Annotated in this window: 18 protein-coding genes and 1 pseudogene; 11 read left to right on the top strand and 8 right to left on the bottom strand. The window is 71.0% G+C overall.

Going from position 1 to position 15,101, the window contains the following annotated elements:
• Both C1J01_RS36230 and C1J01_RS36225 read right to left on the bottom strand, forming a co-directional pair.
• Positions 1 to 193, bottom strand: a pseudogene (locus tag C1J01_RS36230) (MFS transporter); the annotation flags it as partial.
• Between the two features lie 88 nt (positions 194 to 281).
• Positions 282 to 938 (bottom strand): DUF998 domain-containing protein, encoded by a 657-nt coding sequence (locus C1J01_RS36225; RefSeq protein WP_181449155.1) that lies wholly within the window; start codon positions 936 to 938, stop codon positions 282 to 284.
• A 181-nt stretch (positions 939 to 1,119) separates the two neighbouring features.
• Here C1J01_RS36225 and C1J01_RS36220 point away from each other — a divergent pair, with 181 nt between their 5' ends.
• A complete protein-coding gene (locus tag C1J01_RS36220) occupies positions 1,120 to 1,770 on the top strand; it encodes a DUF1707 SHOCT-like domain-containing protein (RefSeq protein WP_181449154.1) in 651 nt (216 codons plus the stop codon).
• A gap of 4 nt (positions 1,771 to 1,774) precedes the next feature.
• On the opposite strand, the gene glpX is transcribed toward C1J01_RS36220, so the two are convergent.
• A complete protein-coding gene (glpX, locus tag C1J01_RS36215) occupies positions 1,775 to 2,809 on the bottom strand; it encodes a class II fructose-bisphosphatase (protein ID WP_111183477.1) in 1,035 nt (344 codons plus the stop codon).
• Positions 2,810 to 2,977: 168 nt separating this feature from the next.
• On the opposite strand from glpX, the gene C1J01_RS36210 reads away from it, so the two are divergent.
• Genes C1J01_RS36210 through C1J01_RS36200 form a run of 3 tightly spaced genes read left to right on the top strand, consistent with a single transcriptional unit; the run spans position 2,978 to position 4,372 of the window.
• Positions 2,978 to 3,586, top strand: coding sequence for a TetR/AcrR family transcriptional regulator (locus tag C1J01_RS36210; protein ID WP_111183480.1), 609 nt, complete (start codon positions 2,978 to 2,980; stop codon positions 3,584 to 3,586).
• Between the two features lie 11 nt (positions 3,587 to 3,597).
• Positions 3,598 to 4,128 carry a DUF4245 domain-containing protein gene (locus C1J01_RS36205; RefSeq protein ID WP_111183476.1) on the top strand — a complete coding sequence of 177 codons (531 nt, stop codon included), beginning with the start codon at positions 3,598 to 3,600 and terminating at the stop codon, positions 4,126 to 4,128.
• A gap of 10 nt (positions 4,129 to 4,138) precedes the next feature.
• Positions 4,139 to 4,372 (top strand): exodeoxyribonuclease VII small subunit, encoded by a 234-nt coding sequence (locus tag C1J01_RS36200; protein ID WP_181449153.1) that lies wholly within the window; start codon positions 4,139 to 4,141, stop codon positions 4,370 to 4,372.
• Positions 4,373 to 4,375: 3 nt separating this feature from the next.
• On the opposite strand, the gene xseA is transcribed toward C1J01_RS36200, so the two are convergent.
• Both xseA and C1J01_RS36190 read right to left on the bottom strand, forming a co-directional pair.
• Entirely contained in the window at positions 4,376 to 5,593 is a 1,218-nt protein-coding gene (gene xseA, locus C1J01_RS36195; RefSeq protein ID WP_111183474.1) for an exodeoxyribonuclease VII large subunit, read from the bottom strand.
• Between the two features lie 27 nt (positions 5,594 to 5,620).
• Entirely contained in the window at positions 5,621 to 6,637 is a 1,017-nt protein-coding gene (locus C1J01_RS36190; protein ID WP_111183473.1) for a DUF8129 domain-containing protein, read from the bottom strand.
• Between the two features lie 101 nt (positions 6,638 to 6,738).
• Between C1J01_RS36190 and C1J01_RS36185 the strand changes: the two genes are divergently transcribed.
• The gene (locus C1J01_RS36185) at positions 6,739 to 7,704 is read left to right on the top strand and encodes a 4-hydroxy-3-methylbut-2-enyl diphosphate reductase (protein WP_111183472.1); all 966 of its coding nucleotides are present in this window, start codon (positions 6,739 to 6,741) and stop codon (positions 7,702 to 7,704) included.
• Here the strand turns inward: C1J01_RS36185 and C1J01_RS36180 are convergent.
• Positions 7,701 to 8,180 (bottom strand): DUF6542 domain-containing protein, encoded by a 480-nt coding sequence (locus C1J01_RS36180; protein WP_235854901.1) that lies wholly within the window; start codon positions 8,178 to 8,180, stop codon positions 7,701 to 7,703. The genes C1J01_RS36185 and C1J01_RS36180 overlap by 4 nt on opposite strands.
• A 47-nt stretch (positions 8,181 to 8,227) precedes the next feature.
• Positions 8,228 to 9,484, bottom strand: a complete 1,257-nt coding sequence (locus C1J01_RS36175; protein WP_111183470.1) for a DNA recombination protein RmuC — start codon at positions 9,482 to 9,484, stop codon at positions 8,228 to 8,230.
• 96 nt (positions 9,485 to 9,580) lie between these two features.
• Here C1J01_RS36175 and C1J01_RS36170 point away from each other — a divergent pair, with 96 nt between their 5' ends.
• Positions 9,581 to 10,318 carry a hypothetical protein gene (locus tag C1J01_RS36170; protein WP_146615848.1) on the top strand — a complete coding sequence of 246 codons (738 nt, stop codon included), beginning with the start codon at positions 9,581 to 9,583 and terminating at the stop codon, positions 10,316 to 10,318.
• Between the two features lie 11 nt (positions 10,319 to 10,329).
• A complete protein-coding gene (gene ychF / locus C1J01_RS36165) occupies positions 10,330 to 11,406 on the top strand; it encodes a redox-regulated ATPase YchF (RefSeq protein WP_111183468.1) in 1,077 nt (358 codons plus the stop codon).
• A gap of 80 nt (positions 11,407 to 11,486) precedes the next feature.
• Here ychF and C1J01_RS36160 read toward each other — a convergent pair whose 3' ends face one another.
• Positions 11,487 to 12,068, bottom strand: coding sequence for a dihydrofolate reductase family protein (locus C1J01_RS36160; RefSeq protein ID WP_111183467.1), 582 nt, complete (start codon positions 12,066 to 12,068; stop codon positions 11,487 to 11,489).
• Positions 12,069 to 12,251: 183 nt separating this feature from the next.
• Here C1J01_RS36160 and C1J01_RS36155 point away from each other — a divergent pair, with 183 nt between their 5' ends.
• The 4 genes from C1J01_RS36155 to C1J01_RS51505 all read left to right on the top strand — a co-directional run.
• Positions 12,252 to 12,551 (top strand): hypothetical protein, encoded by a 300-nt coding sequence (locus C1J01_RS36155; protein WP_111183466.1) that lies wholly within the window; start codon positions 12,252 to 12,254, stop codon positions 12,549 to 12,551.
• A 573-nt stretch (positions 12,552 to 13,124) separates the two neighbouring features.
• A complete protein-coding gene (locus tag C1J01_RS36150) occupies positions 13,125 to 13,895 on the top strand; it encodes a conjugal transfer protein (protein ID WP_235854900.1) in 771 nt (256 codons plus the stop codon).
• A gap of 75 nt (positions 13,896 to 13,970) precedes the next feature.
• On the top strand, positions 13,971 to 14,222 hold the full coding sequence (locus C1J01_RS36145; RefSeq protein WP_181449156.1) for a hypothetical protein: 252 nt from the start codon (positions 13,971 to 13,973) through the stop codon (positions 14,220 to 14,222).
• Between the two features lie 55 nt (positions 14,223 to 14,277).
• On the top strand, positions 14,278 to 15,101 hold an 824-nt coding region (locus tag C1J01_RS51505), incomplete at its 3' end, for a conjugal transfer protein (RefSeq protein WP_146615847.1).

Below are 15,101 nucleotides of genomic sequence, written 5' to 3'. Positions count from 1 at the left end.
CCCCCGCCGCCACGCTGCCCGCCCCCGCGAACACGGGCACGATGAGCAGCAGCAACGTCAGCGTTCCCTCGTCCAGGCCGTGCTTCGCCTGCAGGTTCGCGACCTGGATGAGCAAGGAGGCGAAGGAGAGCCCCTGGACGCCGTAGACGACGTACGTGGCTGACCGGGCCTGGCGATCACGTACGGACGGCACGGCGGCCTCCTGAGCGGGGGGAAACGTGAGGCGCGGTCAGGTTAGCTCCGGCGACCCCGCTCCGCCAGGCCCATTGCGGGCGCCCGTGCTATCCGTCCGTCCGCGCGACGGCGGCCCGCGGGGACGACGTGGTCAGTCGCCGGGCGGCGGCCCACACGCCGAGGGCCAGCAGCGCGGCCACCTCCGTGATCGCGAGGCCGCGTTCGACCAGCCCGAGCGGCATGACGCGCCACCACGCCAGCCCGTTGCTCGCCCCGACCAGCGCCGCCGTGCCGATGCCCGCCACCCAGAGCACCGAGCACACCCCCAGCCCGAACGCCACCAGCGTGGCCCGCGACCGCTCCCGCCGCCACGGCCGCGCGATGACCAGCACGGCCAGCGGCAGGCTGAGGAACGCCACGAGGCTGCCCGCCCGGTGGATGCTGCCGCTCAGGCTCGGCCCGACCGACCAGTCGTGCTTCTCGAACCACGCCGTCACGAACAGCCCGGCGCTCCAGCCCAGCAGCGCGATGGTGCCGAAGACGCCGGCCAGCCGTTTGCGCGCCAGCGACACCGCGATGGCCAGCGATCCGGCCGCGAGCAGCCCCACCCCGAGCGCGAAGATCCAGCCGTCGGGGCCGAGACCGTGCTCGCTGATGGTCCGCCTGAACGGGTTCATCTCGTCGAGGGCCGCGACCTCCAGGCCGGCGATCACCGCCACGCCCGCGCCTGCCGCGCCGAGACCCCATCGCGCCGGTTGATGCACGCGGACACCTCCTTTTGCCGGGATCAACGGCCGAACCCGTAGGGCGGTTCCTTGAACGCGGGGGCTCACGCCGCCTGGACGACACGCTCGCGGAGGAGATCTCCCGGCTGCCCGCGCGGATCCGCTGACCGGTCCGCTTCGGGACGAGCGAACGGAGCGGAGGGCGGATATCGTCAGAAGTGTGAACGAACGCGCGGGATCGTGGTTGCCGAAGCTTCAGGAAGTCGGAGAGCGGCTGGCCGAGGAGTGGGTCTCCGCCCGCCGCCCGCCCGCCCAGTCCGGCCTGCCGCAACCCCACGAGCTGCGGGCCTCCGACGCCGACCGCGAGCGCATCGCCCAGATCCTGCAGGACGCCCACGCCGACGGCCGGCTCACCCTGGAGGAGCTCGACGAGCGCCTCGGCACCCTCTACTCCGCCCGCACGCTCGGCGAGCTGGCCACCCTCACGACCGACCTGCTGCCGCCCGAGGAGCAGCCGCTCAACCTCGACAGCGGCCCGGTCTCCGCCGTCTTCAAGAAGGAGGAGCGCGGCGGCCGCTGGGTGGTGCCGGCCGAGCTGGGCGTCACCGCCATGTTCGGCACCACCAAGCTCGACTTCCGCGACGCGATCCTGCAGAACCGGCGCATCGTCATCAACGCCACGCTCGTCTTCGGCGGCCTGGAGATCCACGTGCCCGAGGGACTCGAGGTGATCCGGGTGGCCAAGGACAAGACCGTCCGCCTCACCAAGCAGCCCACCGAGCCGGGCGCGCCCGTGGTCGAGGTCCGCACCACCAACTTCGCCGGCGAGGTCAAGGTCAAGGAGCCCCCGCGCCGCAAGCGCCGCCGCTAGGAGCTCAGCCGGCGGTGTCGAAGTTGATCGCGCTGTAGGCGCGCAGCTTCCACAGCTGGTGCTCGCTCGAGATCTTCCGGATGGTGCCCGACCGGCCGCGCATCACCAGCGACTCGGTCATCGCCGAGCCGGCCCGGAAGCGTACGCCCTGCATGAGCTCGCCCTGCGTGATGCCGGTCGCGGCGAAGAAGACGTCGTCGGACCTGACCAGGTCGTTGGTGGTCAGCACCTGGTCGAGGTCGTGCCCGGCGTCGATCGCGCGGGAGCGCTCGGCGTCGTCGCGCGGCCACAGCTTGCCCTGGATGACCCCGCCGAGGCACTTGAGCGCGCACGCGGCCACGATGCCCTCGGGCGTGCCGCCGATGCCCAGCATCAGGTCGATGCCGGTGCCCGTGCGGGCCGCCATGATCGCGCCGGCCACGTCGCCGTCGGTGATGAACTTGATGCGCGCGCCCGCCTCCCTGATCTCCTTGACCAGCTGCTCGTGGCGGGGCCGGTCGAGCACGACCACGGTCACGTCGGACGGCGAGCAGTGCTTGGCCCGGGCCACCGCGTTGATGTTCGCCGCCACGGGCGCCTCGATGTCCACCACGTCGGCCGCCTCCGGCCCGGTGACGAGCTTCTGCATGTAGAACACCGCCGACGGGTCGTACATCGAGCCGCGCTCGCTCACCGCGATCACCGACACCGCGTCGGGCATGCCCAGCGCCGTCAGGCGGGTGCCGTCGATGGGATCCACCGCCACGTCGCAGTCGGGGCCGCTGCCGTCGCCGACGTGCTCGCCGTTGTACAACATCGGGGCGTGGTCCTTCTCGCCCTCGCCGATGACCACCACGCCGTTCATGGAGACCGTGCTGATCAGCTGGCGCATGGCGTTCACGGCCGCGCCGTCGGCGCCGTTCTTGTCACCCCGGCCGACCCACCGGGCGGCCGCCATCGCGGCCGCCTCCGTGACGCGGACGAGCTCGAGCGCCAGGTTGCGGTCAGGGGCGTGCTCGCTCGTCGCGAGCGGCGGCGGCACGGAAGTCTGGTCGGACATGATGGTGGCCTCCTCATGGGACGTCTCCCTTGATGGTAGTTGCCCCTCTTTTCCCGCTCAGAGGGGGATAATCTGCTAACGGAGAACGGATTTTGCGCCATATCGTGTGCGCACCACGGATCTTGCCTCCACCATGGAGCGAGCCGCCCCGCTGTGGAGGAGGTCCCGATGAGCGAAGTGGAAGACGTGGTCGCCCAACCGCGCCTGTCCGAGCGCGGCGCGGCCACGCGCAGCTCCCTGCTGGCCGCCGCCCGCGAGGTGTTCATCTCCAAGGGTTTCGCCGAGGCGGGCGTGACCGACGTGGTGTCGAAGGCCGAGGCCAGCGTCGGCAGCCTCTACCACCACTTCTCCGGCAAGGCCGACCTCTACCTCACCCTCTGGGAGGAGTTCCAGGCCCGGCAGACCCAGCGCACCAAACAGGCCGCCCGCGCGGCCCGCGCCGCCGGTGAGAGCGACCCCATGCGGGTGTTCGTCGGCGCCGCCCGCGCCTACCTCGACGGCTGCCTCGAAGAACGCGAGCTCGCCGCCCTGTTCCTGCGCGGCGACGGCCCGCCCGGCTTCGACGTGATCATGCGCGACCGCCTGCGTACGTGGGCGCAGCGCAACGCGGCGCTGTTCGAGGACGAGCAGGCGCTCGTCGTGGTGATCACCGGCGCGCTGGCCGCGGCCGTGTCGGAGGTGGTGCTCTCCGGCGACCGCCGCCTCGCCGAAGAGGTGCTCGCCATCATCGGCCGCATCCGCCCGGCCACGTCGGCGACCGCCCACTCCAACGGGTAACCTCACCGAGTGTGCGACGGTTCACCGATGGTTTCTACGGCTACGCGGTAGCCCTGTTCGTCTGTCTCGCGGGGGCCGGGCTGTTCCTGCTGGTCACCCCGCAGAGCCGGGAGGAGCACATCCCGCGGCTCGACTACTCGATCACCGTCGCCAACTTCGGCCACGAGGTGCCCTACGGCGTCTGGGCCCCGCGCCAGGACCCGCCCGGCTGGGTGCCCAACAGCAACCGCATCGCCAAGGGCGAGAACGGCGCGCAGGTCCTCCACCTGGGCTACGCCACCGCCAAGCGCGAGCACGCGATGTTCGCCCAGAGCGACGAGCAGCCCGCGGCCGGGTTCGCCAGCCGCATGGCCAACACCGACAAGGCCATGGGCACCCAGCAGGTCGGCGGCGTCACCTGGGAGAAGCGCTTCCGCGAGGACAAGGACCAGCGCACGCTCGTCCGCTTCCTGCCCGAGGTGACCCTCGTCATCACCGGCACGGCCGACTGGGACGAGCTGGCTCAGTTCGCCGCGCAGCTCCATCAGCGTCCGCAGGGCTAGGGTGGGTGACGTGGCAGACGAGAAGGCACCCTCATACGAGCAGGCCCGCGAGGAGCTGACCGAGGTGGTGCGCCGCCTCGAGACCGGCGGGCTCACGCTGGAGCAGTCGATCGAGCTCTGGGAGCGCGGTGAGAAGCTGGCGGCCGTCTGCGAGGAGTGGCTGCAGGGGGCCCGCGTCAAGCTGGCCGCCGCCATGGCCAGGCGCGCCGAGCCCGCCCAGGGCTCCGACGACGCCCCCTTCTGAGTGCTACTCGCTCTCGCCCGGCTCCTCCGCGCGCACGGTCAGCCGGTCGTCGGTCAGCCTGATCGTCAGCACGGCGCCGGGCGCGACGTCCTTGGCCCGGCGCACCACCTCGCCCGACGGGTGCTGCACGATCGCGTAGCCGCGCTCCAGCGTGGCCGCCGGCGACAGGGCGACGAGGCGGGCGCGCAGGTGGGTGAGGTCGTCGGTGGCGCGGTCGAGCGAGCCCGACAACGACCGCCTGGCCCGGTCGCGCAACGCCTCGACCTGCTCGGCCCGGCGCTCCAGCTCGCGCACGGGATCGGCCAGCGAGGGCCGTGAGCGTACGGACGTCAGCCAGGACATCTCGCGGTCGAGCCAGCCGCTCACCACCCGGCGGCCCCGGTCGCGCAGCTGGCGCACCAGCGCGAGCTGCTCGCCGACGTCGGGCACGACCTTCTTGGCCGCGTCGGTCGGGGTGGACGCGCGCAGGTCGGCCACCAGGTCGAGCAGCGGGCTGTCCTGCTCGTGGCCGATCGCGCTCACCACGGGCGTGCGGCAGGCCGACACCGCCCGCACCAGCGTCTCGTCGGAGAACGGCAGCAGGTCCTCCAGCGAACCGCCGCCCCGCGCGATGACGATCACCTCGACCTCGGGATCGGCGTCGAGCTTGCGCAGCGCCTCGGTCACCTCGCCCACGGCGTACGGGCCCTGGACGGCGACCTCCTCGACCTTGAACCGCACCGCCGGCCAGCGCCGGCGGGAGTTCTCCAGCACGTCGCGCTCGGCCGCCGACTCACGCCCGCAGACCAGCCCGATCGTGCCCGGCAGGAACGGCAGCCGCCGCTTCCTGTCGGCGTTGAACAGCCCCTCGGCGGCCAGCAGCTGCCTGAGCCGCTCCAGCCTGGCCAGCAGCTCGCCCACGCCCACCGGCCGGATCTCCATCGCGGTGAAGGCGAACGAGCCCTTGTTGACCCAGAAGTCGGGCTTGACGTGCATCACGACCCGCGCGCCGTCGGCCGGCCTGGGCACGGCCGCCTCGTAGACGCCCCTGGGCGCGGTGACCCGGGCGGACACGTTAGCGACCGGGTCGCGCAGTGTCAGGAACACCGTGCCGCCCCGCGCGCTCAGGTCGGTGATCTGGCCCTCGACCCAGACCGTGCCGAGCTTGCCGATCCAGCCACCCACCATCTGCAGGACCGTGCGGATCGGCAGCGGAGACTCTGGCGTGGTCTTCGAGGTCATGGCGGAAGACTACGGGCTCGGTACGACCTATTCGCCGGCCTGGAGCTTGGCGAGGCGGTTCTCGAACATCCGGACGACCTCGGGCCGTGCCGACGTGGCCTGCTCGTAGGCGAGCAGGTCGCCGATCTGCTCGGCGGTCTTGCCGCGCATGCGGGCGCGCAGCGACGCGACGGTGAGCGTGGCGTACCCGGGCAGCGGCTCGGCGAGCTCCCCGGCGGCGGGCTTGCCGGCGGCCTCCGGCTCGGCGGCGGGCTTGGCGGGCTTCTCGGCCTTCCCGGTCGTCTTCTCGGCCGCCTTCTCTGTGGCCTTCTCTGTGGCCTTCGCCGCCGCCTTCTTCGCCGGCTTCTCGGCGGCTTCCTCGGCGGCCTTCTTCGTGGCCTCCTCGACGGGCTTCTCGGTGGCCGTCGCGGCGAGCTTCTCCGCCGTGGGCTCCGCGACGGCGGGCTCGACGGCGGGCTCAATGGCGGGCTCGATGGCGGGCTCAATGGCGGGCTCGGTCACGGGCGCGGGCGCGGCCGGGGCGACCTTCGCCTCGGCGGCGGGCGCGGACGTGGTGGCCTCCGGCTTCGCGGCGGGCGCGGCCTTGGGCTCGGCGGGCTGCGCGGTGGCCTTGGGCTCGGCGGCGGCCTCCGGCTTGACGGCGGGCTCGGCCGGGGCTGCGGTCTCCGGCTCCGCCTTGGCGGCCGGGGCGAAGATGACGGGCTCCGGCTTGGTCTTGGCGGCGCCGTTCTGCTCGCCCTCACCGGAACGCGGCGCGAAGATGACCGGCTCCTTGCGCGCCGGCTTCTCCTCGGCGGTCTCCGCGGACCCGGCGGCCACCTGCTCGGCGGCCGAGGGACGGGAGTCGTGCTCCTCCTCGCGCTCCTCCTTGCGGCCCGCGCCCTTGACGGCGTTCTTCATCCGGTCGACGATGAGCAGCGCCTGCCCGGCGGCGCTCAGCGTGCCCTGGACGACCAGCAGCGGCAGATCCTTGGCCTTCTCCTTCAGCTGCTGTTTGTCGGTGACGGTCTTGGCGATGTTGCGTATCACGTCGCTGAGGGACATGTACGTCTCCCTGGGAGGTCAGTATTGGACGGCCAGTCTGGCAAATCGCGGGCAAGCACGCACGCTGGGGCCTGTCGGCCATTCCACGTAGCATAGAAAGTATGGAGCCCCAGACCCCCACTTCCCGCCGAGTCCTCGTGGCCAAGCCGCGTGGTTACTGCGCCGGAGTCGATCGAGCCGTCATCGCGGTCGAGAAGGCGCTGGAGCAGTACGGCGCGCCGATCTACGTACGCAAGCAGATCGTCCACAACACCCACGTCGTCAAGACGCTCGAGGCCAGGGGCGCCATCTTCGTCGACGAGACCGAGGAGGTGCCGGAGGGCGAGATCGTGGTGTTCTCCGCCCACGGCGTGTCGCCGGCGGTGCACGAGGAGGCCAGGCAGCGGAGCCTGCGCACGATCGACGCCACCTGCCCGCTGGTCACCAAGGTCCACAACGAGGCCAAGCGGTTCGCCGCGAAGGACTACGACATCCTGCTGATCGGCCACGAGGGCCACGAGGAGGTCGAGGGCACCTCCGGTGAGGCTCCCGAGCACATCCAGCTCGTCGACGGGCTCGACGCCGTCGACCAGGTGCAGGTCAAAGACCCGAGCAGGCTGGTGTGGCTGTCGCAGACCACGCTGTCGGTCGACGAGACCACCGAGACGGTCGCCCGCCTCAAGGAGCGCTTCCCCTCGCTGATCGACCCGCCGAGCGACGACATCTGCTACGCCACGCAGAACCGGCAGACGGCGGTCAAGGAGATCGCCGCCGAGTCCGACCTGGTCATCGTGGTCGGCTCCGACAACTCGTCCAACTCCAAGCGCCTGGTCGAGGTGGCCAAGGACTACGGCGCGAAGGCGTCCTACCTCGTCGACGACGCCTCGTTCATCCGCGACGAGTGGCTCGACGGCGTCACCACGGTCGGCGTGACCAGCGGCGCGTCCGTCCCCGAGGAGCTGGTCGAAGGGGTGCTGGCGCGGCTGGCCCAGCACGGGTTCGACGACGTGAGCGAGGTCGAGCCGGTGCAGGAGCGCATGCGCTTCTCGCTGCCCCACGAGCTGCGCAAGGACCTGCGGGCCTCCTAGTCCTCGCCGCGCGGGGTGCCGTAGACCTTGGGCTCGAAGTAGCCCTCCGGCTCGGGCACGAACGGCTGCTGACGCGGGCGCGACACCTCCGCGCCCGCCTTCAGCTCTTCGCGCAGCTCCCGTACGTTGTCACGCAGCCCCCGCCGCCACGCCACGCCCAGCACGATCGCCGATCCGGCGAACAACCACGGCGCGCCGCGGGTGAGCGACGTGTAGAGCCCGAGCGTCAGCGACTGCACGATCGACACCGACCCGAACGCCCGCCCGAGCTCGACGAAGAGCGTGGCACAGAAGAACACCAGCGGCGGCGTCACCACCAGCGACAGCAGCTCGCGCCGGTTGACCAGCAGCACGCCGAGCGTGCTGGCCACCACGAACGCCGCCCCCACGATCTGCTCGACACCGAGCAGCGCCGTCAGCACGTAGCCCGCCAGGGTGGCGACCAGGGCGAGCGCGATGGCGCCGCGAGCGGTCAACCGTACGGTCGAACGCCTGCCTTTCCCAGCCACTGGCCCACCCCCATTTACTGCGACCCGTGGGCCAACTTACCGTTCGCGTGGGAAATCAGAGGTGAGGTTTCGAGCAGTTCGGGCGATGCCAGGGGTCTGGGCAGCCCTTCGAGCATCTCGGGCGAGTCGAGGTCGCCGTCCACGACGCCCAGATCGTGCAGTTTGCGCGCGGTGACCAGCACGCGGCTTTCGAGCGACCCGACCGACTTGTTGTACGCCTCCACGGCCCGCGTCAGCGCCCGGCCCAGCGAGTCGACGTTCCTGCCGAGGGACGACAGGCGTTCGTACAGCTCCTTGCCCAGCTCGAAGACGGCGCGGGCGTTCTCGCTGAGCGCGGCCTGCTGCCAGGCGTAGTGGGCGGTGCGCAGCATCGTGATCAGCGTCGTCGGGGTGGCGATGTGCACGCGCCGCGACATGGCGTACTCCAGCAGGCCCGGGTCGCGCTCCAGCGCCGGCGCGAGGAACGCCTCCCCGGGGATGAACAGCACCACGAACTCCGGCGACGGGTTGAACCCCTGCCAGTACGACTTGGCCGCCAGCCGGTCGACGTGCTCGCGCAGGTGCCGGGCGTGGGCGTCGAGCCGGACGGACGCGAGCGACTCGTCGCCCGCCTCGGCCGCCTCCAGGTAGGCGGCCAGCGAGACCTTGGAGTCGACCACGATGTTCTTGCCGCCGGCGAGCCGGACCACCATGTCGGGACGCATGGAGCCCTCGGTCACCTGCTCGTCGAAGTCGCAGTGCCGCTGCATGCCGGCGATCTCGGCGACCCGGCGCAGCTGCAGCTCGCCCCACCGGCCGCGCGCCTCGGGCCGCTGCAGGGCGCGGACGAGCGCGGTGGTCTGGGCGCGCAGCTGCTCGTGGCTCTGCCGGACGAACTCCATCTGCTGGGCCAGCTCCGCCCGCGCCGCGCGCTGGCCCGACTCGGTGTCGCGCAACTGCGCCTCGACCCGTGTCAGGGCGTCCTTCAGGGGCTCCACCAGGTGTTCGACCGCCTGCCTGCGCTGGTCGAGGTCACCGGTGGCCTCGGCGCGGCTGGCCGCGAGCCGGGTCTCGGCCAGCTCCAGGAACCGTACGTTGTTGACGTCGAGGGCGCGGGTGGACAGGGCCTGGAAACGTTCGGCGAGCTGCTCCTCGACGTAGACCAGCTTCTCGGCGGCCGACCTGGCCCTGGCGTCCGCCTCGGCGACCCTGACCGCCGCCCGTGTCCGTGCCACGAGGAACCCGACGAGCAACCCGACCGCGAGACCTATGAGAAGCGCGACGACGTCCATTCGATCGATGATTGCAGGACCCTGGGGCGCGTATCTTCCCGACACGCTTGGGCGTTCCGCTTGTGCGCCGGCTCCGGTGTCACGCAGAGTGAGTGGATGAGCACGCTACCGAGACCCGCGGTGGCGGCGGCCGCTCTGCTGGTGCTGGCCGCGGCCCTGATCGCCTGCGCGGGCAGCGACGCGGCCGACGGGCGTCAGGCCGGCGCGTCGGCCGGACACCCCCGTCCGGTGCTGCGCTGGACGCCCGGCGCGTGCGTGACGCGCGACTACGCGCTGACCGCGTGCAACGGCGGCGAGTCGGAGGTCGTGGCCCTCGCCCCCGACCCGCCCGGGCCGGGCGACTGCCCCGTGGACACCGACAACGTCCTGCGCATCGGCGCCGACCGTACGGCGTGCGTGCGCAACTTCCTGGAGCCGCACCCGGGCGCCCCCGGCGGAGGCGGCGGCCTGCTGCGCCCCGGCGACTGCGTCACGCTGAACGGCCGCGAGCAGGCGTGCGACCGCCCCGGCTGGTACGGCAAGGCCATCGCGATCGCCCGCGACGCCGCCTCCTGCCCCTCCCGCACCCTCGACACGCTCGACGACGACTCCCGGGTGATCTGCCTGGGCACGGGCGGCCAGGTGCTCGACCGGGGCGCCTGCGTGGCCAGGCCCGTCCTGGAGGTGATCTCCCGTTCGTCCGTCGTGCGGGTGCCGTGCGACTCCCGGCAGGCGTGGGCGAAGGTGGTGTCCTTCGAGCGCGCGCCCGGCGACTGCCCGCCCAGCGCGCAGCGCTACCTCAGGGCCGAGGGGGCCTACCGGCCGGTGACCTGTCTGGACGTGCTGAGCAAGTAAACTCAGGCTCCGTGAGTCTCTCCATCGGCATCGTCGGCCTGCCCAACGTCGGTAAGTCCACGCTGTTCAACGCGCTGACCAAGACCGGCAACGCGCTCGCGGCCAACTATCCGTTCGCCACGATCGAGCCCAACGTGGGCATCGTGGGCGTGCCCGACGACCGGCTGCCCGTGCTGGCCGAGATCTTCGGCTCGGCCCGCATCCTGCCCGCCAAGGTCGAGTTCGTCGACATCGCGGGCCTGGTCAAGGGCGCTTCGGAGGGGCAGGGGCGGGGCAACCAGTTCCTCGCCAACATCCGCGACACCGACGCGATCTGCCAGGTCATCCGCGTCTTCGGCGACCCCGACGTCACCCACGTCGACGGCGAGATCTCGCCCAAGCGCGACATCGAGACGATCAACACCGAGCTGATCATGGCCGACCTCCAGACGGTCGAGAAGGCCATCCCGCGCCTGCAGAAGGAGGCGCGCAACAACAAGGACAAGAAAGCCGCCCTGGAGGCCGCCGAGGAGGCGCTCGCCGTCCTCGAGACTGGCAAGACCATCTTCGAGAGCGGTCTCGACCGCGAGGAGCTGCGCGAGCTCCACCTGCTGACGGCCAAGCCCTTCCTGTACGTGTTCAACCTCGACGCCGACGAGCTGACCGACACCGCGCTGCGCAAGCAGCTGTCCGACCTGGTCGCCCCGGCCGAGGCCGTCTTCCTCGACGCCAAGATCGAGTCTGAGCTGGTCGAGCTCGACGAGGAGGAGGCGCTGGAGCTGCTCCAGTCGGTCGGCCAGGAGGAGTCGGGCCTGCGCCAGCTCGCCCGGGTCGGCTTCGAGACGCTCGGCCTGCAGACCTACCTCACGGCCGGCCCGAAGGAGACCAGGGCCTGGACGATCCGCAAGGGCGCCACCGCCCCCGAGGCGGCCGGCGTGATCCACACCGACTTCCAGCGCGGCTTCATCAAGGCCGAGGTCGTCTCGTTCGAGGACCTGGTGGAGGCCGGCTCCATCGCCAACGCCCGCTCGGCCGGTAAGGCCCGCGTCGAGGGCAAGGACTACGTCATGCGCGACGGCGACGTGGTCGAGTTCCGCTTCAACGTCTAGCAGTCGTTTCCGGGGCCGGCCCCTGGTGGGGCCGGCCCGGCGAGCGTGTCGTGGATCGCGCCATGGGACAAGCCGTCGCCCTAGTGGACGACGTCATAGATGATCTTGATGATGCCGTTGGCGTACGTCTCCGACTCGACCAGCTTCAGCGGCTGCTTGTCCCTGTCGGTGTCGCTGAACATGCGCTTGCCCGCTCCCAGCAGCAGCGGGAAGACCAGCAGGTGGTAGCGGTCGATCAGGCCGGCGTCGGCGAGGTTGCGGGCGAGGGTGGCGCTGCCGTGGATGAAGATGGGGCCGCCGTCGCTCTCCTTGACCTTCGCGACGTCATCGAGGGAGCGCAGGATCGTGATGTCACCCCAGTTGTCGACGAGCGCGTCCTGGCGGAGCGTGGACGAGACGACGTACTTCGGCAGGTTCTTGAGGGCGGCGAAGTCCTCCATGTCCGGCCACAGCGGCGCGAACGCCTCGTAGCTGGTCCTGCCGAACATCAGCGCGGTGGCCTCCTGGGTCTCCCGGCCCTTGAGTTCGTACGCCTCGGGCAGGAACTCGATGTCCTTGAAGGTCCAGCCGCCGCTGCGGTGGTTCTCGGTGCGGCTGCCGCCGCCGGGAGAGTCGACGACCCCGTCCAGTGAGACGAAGGCGGTGTAGATCAGCATGCGCATGGTCGGTGTCCTAACCGTGGTCCGGGTGACTGCGCCATTCTGCTGCGGCGGCACGACAAAATCGCGGCGGACGCGTGATTCGCCCGCGCCTCTCCTTGATGGCGGGACTGCTGAGGCGTCAACCAGTTCGGACCGCCGCGCGTCGAATCGACACGGCGTTCACGCTGACTCGGGAGGCCCCTCATGATCCGTCGCATCATCCGGAAACGACGCCCCGCGCCCACCCTCGCCGGCATCAGCCTCGAAGAGGAGCTCGCCCTCATCAGGGTCGAGCTGATGTACGGCCTGCGCGTCAACCGGGAGGCGTACCTGCGCAGGAAGGTCGACGAGCGCAACGAGATGGCGACGCGCATGCGGGGGAGCGAGCCGGCCGAGATGCTGGCCGAGCTGCGCGGCTCGCTGGAGCGTACGGTCCGGCCCAAGGTCGTCGACCTGCAGAGCAGGCGCCAGTCGCGCACGCGTCAGGACCCCGAGCCGGCCTGAGCCGGTTCCCTTCGTTCGCGCCCCATACCGAATCCGCAGGTCGTGAGAGTACTTGCCTGTTTTGGACAGGAATCCGTGGCCACCGGGCTATGTGATTTTAGGTGAATCGCCTGGTCGAAAGGGGATTCGACCGGGAACTGACAGGAATCGGCTCTGGGGCCTGTCCTGCGAGCCCGGTTTGCCGTGCGGGACCGTCATGCCGCAGCATGGGCGTGGCTTTCCTGGAACAATGGCGGAGACCGGATAGGGTGACTACTTCACCGCGGATGATGGGGATCGGCAACGGACGACACCGCGCCAGCCGGGGGGATCGGCGCGAGCGGAGGCGTGATGGCTCGTAGGTCTACCGTCCACGATCCTCGGATCGCAGACGGGCCCGGCCTTTCCGCGACCCTGGACCCGGCCGACTACGAAGCACCGCCGCCCCGCAGACCGCGGCGCGGCGGCTGGTCCGGCGGCGGCGGGCGATGGCTGGTGTGGACCGGCCGCATCATTCTCTGGGCTCTTATCCTGGTCATCCTGGTGAATGGGGTTCGTGCCCCATTTGAGAGGTTTACGCAGCAAGAGCCCGTTATGTCCAACGGTGCGGTGCCGGCGCACAACGGATTCCCCGCTGAGCAGGGCATGGCTTTCGCCGCCCAGTTCGCGGGGGTCTATCTCAATTTCAACCCGGATGACGCGGCGAGCAGGTCGCGTAAACTGACGGCGTTCCTGGCCGAGGGCATGGACCCGCAAATGGGCTGGGACGGCTTCGGCAGTTACGCGGCCGTCGCGATCCAGCCGTACGACATCGAGGCGACCGACGCCCACAACGCCGTGGTCAGCGTGGCCTTCCAGTCGGGCCCGCGCAGGCTGATGCTGTCGGTGCCGATCTACTACTCCGGCGACGAGGCCGGCAGGAGGTTCGTGGTGGCGGGCCGCCCGGCGATCCTGCCCGCGCCCGCTCCGGCCGAGCTGCCGCAGGTGGCCGAGCCGGAGATCGACGAGGCGGCCACCGCGGAGCTGAAGCCCCAGCTGGAGGGCTTCTTCCAGGACTACGCGTCCGGCGACGCCGCCGGGCTCGAACGCTACGTCGCGGCGGGCAAGAGCCTGCCGAGCTTCGCGGGCGCGTTCACGTTCTCGCAGCTCAAAGAAGTCGTGGTGCCTGTGGGGGGTGCCACCCGAGAGATCCAGGCGGTCGTGGTGTGGGCCGTGCCGAGCGGCGACGTCCTGCCCACTCCCGGCACCACCGACCCCGCGGCGGTGGGCGGCACGCTGGAGCAGGTCTATCGCCTGACCGTCGAGAAACAGGGCGACAAGTGGTTCGTCGCCGACGTCCGCGGCGGCGGCCGGGTCATTGGATAGACGCACGGCCGTGCCGCTGATCGGTACCCCCCGGGAGGACAAGAAGTGACCTTGAACACCGCAGTGCTCACCCTGATGGAGATGACGCCGACGCCGGCGCCCACCGGCATCGACACAGGCGGGCTCGCCGACTTCCTGCGCGCGTTCTTCGCCCCGTTGTTCCTGGTCGTGGTCTCCGTGGTCGCGCTCTTCTTCCTGTTCACCCGCGAGATCACGCGGTTCGTGCAGTTCCTGATCCTGGCCGTGGCCATCGGGGTGATCTTCTACGTTCCCAACATCATCGAGGTGACGGCCAAGGCGATCGCGGGAGCACTGGGCATCAGGTAAGGGTTGAGATCGCCGCCCGGCGGTCATACACGAGCGGGTGGAGAGGAGGACCTACGTGGACCTGCCCACGTACACGAACATCTGGCGGATCGAGAAGCGGCTCTACAAGCTGTACGACCTGCGGCTGCCGATGCCGCTGCCCATCGTCTGGATCGGCGTGTTCGTCGGGGTGTTCGTTCCGTGGTCGCTCCTGCTGGTCCTGGTGGGCGTGCCGGTGGAGATGCCCTGGCACGTGCTCTACCTGGTGCCGCCCGGCATCGTGACGTGGCTCGCCACCCGTCCCGTCATCGAGGGGAAGCGGCTCACCGAGCTGCTGGAGTCCCAGCTTCGGTACCTGGGTGAGCCGAAGGCCTGGTACCGCCTGGCGCCCGGTTCCGAGCCCGACACCGTCACCTTCTCCGGGCGTGTCTGGCGGACGACGCACGCCCGTGCCAAGTCCAAGTCCGCGTCCAAGTCCGCGTCCAAGTCCGCGTCCAAGTCCGCGTCCAAGTCCACGTCCAAGGCGCCGCGCAAGGCCCGCCAGCCGCAGCGGCGGCGCGAGCGGGTCACCGGTCCGCGCCAGGTCCGTCCCGCCGTGGCCGCCGCCGCGGCCGCGGCCGCGCAGGCTCCCGTCGCCGAGCCGGCGTCGTCCCGTACGGGGTGGGGCTCGCGGCGTGGCACGGCGCCCGCCCTCAGGACGCGGGTACGCGCCGAGCCGGGGCCCGCCGTACCGGGAGGCCCGGGTGGGGCCGCGTGGCGCGAGGAGGGGCTCTCAGGCGGCTCCGGGCCGGGTGGTGAGGCGCTCGCCGGTCCCGCCAAGGGCGGCTCCGTGAAGGCCGCACCCGCCAAGGGCGGGGAACGGGCTCCGGGCGATCCCGGGACTGGCTCTTATACACATCT

Source organism: Nonomuraea aridisoli, from assembly GCF_003236395.1.
Classification (GTDB): Bacteria; Actinomycetota; Actinomycetes; order Streptosporangiales; family Streptosporangiaceae; genus Nonomuraea; species Nonomuraea aridisoli.
Note: the sequence above shows the minus strand (reverse complement) of the source record. Positions and strands in the feature narration are given on the sequence as shown.

What these genes read in the sequence shown, in the direction of transcription:
- glpX (WP_111183477.1), bottom strand. Translation starts at nt 2,809, where the DNA reads ATGTCCGACCAGACTTCCGTGCCGCCGCCGCTCGCGACGAGCGAGCAC.
- C1J01_RS36210 (WP_111183480.1), top strand. Translation starts at nt 2,978, where the DNA reads ATGAGCGAAGTGGAAGACGTGGTCGCCCAACCGCGCCTGTCCGAGCGC.
- xseA (WP_111183474.1), bottom strand. Translation starts at nt 5,593, where the DNA reads ATGACCTCGAAGACCACGCCAGAGTCTCCGCTGCCGATCCGCACGGTC.
- C1J01_RS36190 (WP_111183473.1), bottom strand. Translation starts at nt 6,637, where the DNA reads ATGTCCCTCAGCGACGTGATACGCAACATCGCCAAGACCGTCACCGAC.
- C1J01_RS36185 (WP_111183472.1), top strand. Translation starts at nt 6,739, where the DNA reads ATGGAGCCCCAGACCCCCACTTCCCGCCGAGTCCTCGTGGCCAAGCCG.
- C1J01_RS36175 (WP_111183470.1), bottom strand. Translation starts at nt 9,484, where the DNA reads ATGGACGTCGTCGCGCTTCTCATAGGTCTCGCGGTCGGGTTGCTCGTC.
- C1J01_RS36170 (WP_146615848.1), top strand. Translation starts at nt 9,581, where the DNA reads ATGAGCACGCTACCGAGACCCGCGGTGGCGGCGGCCGCTCTGCTGGTG.
- C1J01_RS36160 (WP_111183467.1), bottom strand. Translation starts at nt 12,068, where the DNA reads ATGCGCATGCTGATCTACACCGCCTTCGTCTCACTGGACGGGGTCGTC.
- C1J01_RS36155 (WP_111183466.1), top strand. Translation starts at nt 12,252, where the DNA reads ATGATCCGTCGCATCATCCGGAAACGACGCCCCGCGCCCACCCTCGCC.
- C1J01_RS36150 (WP_235854900.1), top strand. Translation starts at nt 13,125, where the DNA reads ATGTCCAACGGTGCGGTGCCGGCGCACAACGGATTCCCCGCTGAGCAG.
- C1J01_RS36145 (WP_181449156.1), top strand. Translation starts at nt 13,971, where the DNA reads ATGGAGATGACGCCGACGCCGGCGCCCACCGGCATCGACACAGGCGGG.